This window comes from Desulfovibrio sp. 1214_IL3152, from assembly GCF_036763055.1.
Lineage (GTDB): Bacteria > Desulfobacterota > Desulfovibrionia > Desulfovibrionales > Desulfovibrionaceae > Desulfovibrio.
On the sequence record NZ_JBAIYW010000607.1, the window covers coordinates 1 to 1,183 of the forward strand.

The window sequence follows — 1,183 nt, forward strand, 5'->3', positions numbered from 1 at the left end:
TACCTTGACGGTGTCGGCGCCGGCTTCAAGGATGGCCTTGGCTCCTTCGTAGGTAGCCACGTTGCCGGCCACAAGCTGGCAGTTGGGAAACGCCGACTTGACCATGCGAATGGCCTTGATGACGTTGACGGAATGCCCGTGGGCAGAGTCAAGCACCAGCACGTCGGCCCCGGCCTCAAGCAGTTGCTCGGCGCGGGATTCGCAATCCTTGCCGATGCCGATGGCCGCGCCCACGCGCAGGCGCCCGGCGGCGTCTTTGCAGGCGTTGGGATATTTTTGCACCTTGTCGATATCTTTCATGGTGATCAGGCCGCGCAAATGACCATCTTCGTCCACCACAAGCAGTTTTTCAATGCGGTGCTCGTGCAGGTGCTGCTTGGCTTCGGCAAGGGATGTGCCCATAGGTACGGTAACGAGATTTTCGCTGGTCATGACGTCGGCCACGCGCACGGCCTGGCCGTCTTCGACAAAGCGCACGTCACGATTGGTAAGAATGCCCACAAGGCGGTCGTCGGCCACAACCGGCAGGCCGGAAACGCGGAAGTCCGACATGAGGTCAAGAGCTTCCTGCACCGTATTGTTGGGCGAAATGGTTACCGGGTCGAGGATCATGCCGCTTTCGCTCTTTTTGACCCTTTCAACTTCAAGGCGCTGCCGGGACACGGGCATGTTTTTATGGACAATGCCGATGCCGCCCATGCGAGCCATGGAAATCGCCATGGCCGATTCCGTTACGGTGTCCATAGCGGCAGAAAGCAGGGGGATGCGCAGGGGGATGGAAGGGGTAAGCCAGGTGGCTATGTCCACGGCATCAGGAGTAATGTCCGAATAGCCGGGAATGAGCAAAATGTCGTCAAAGGTCAGCGCTTTGCCGCGATTGGTGAACATGGCATCCTCGTAATATGCTGGAATAATTGTTCAAATTGTAGTCTAACAGGGTATCCCCTTGCGGGCCGTATGTCAATGCGGGCTGTGGCTCTGCGGTCGGGCCTGCCGGGTTTGCGGTCGTGCCGCGCGCTCCTGTAGCGAAGCGGGTGCTTGCGCGTACAGTTTTTGAGCGGCCTTGGCAAGTGCCGGAGGGCGCTTTTTTGTTCAAGGCTTGACGTGAGGCGGCAAACATCCTATGAATCACCACTTCGCCCCTGTGGGGCGCATGCGCCGTGCGGCGGCCGCGTGCAGGCAT

Annotated in this window: 1 protein-coding gene; it reads right to left on the minus strand. The window is 59.3% G+C overall.

Features of this window, described 5'->3' with window-relative positions; all coding sequences use genetic code 11:
• Positions 1 to 888: IMP dehydrogenase (gene guaB, locus V6C07_RS12745; protein WP_333536851.1), on the minus strand; the 888-nt coding region annotated here is incomplete at its 3' end.
• Positions 889 to 1,183 lie beyond the last annotated feature (295 nt).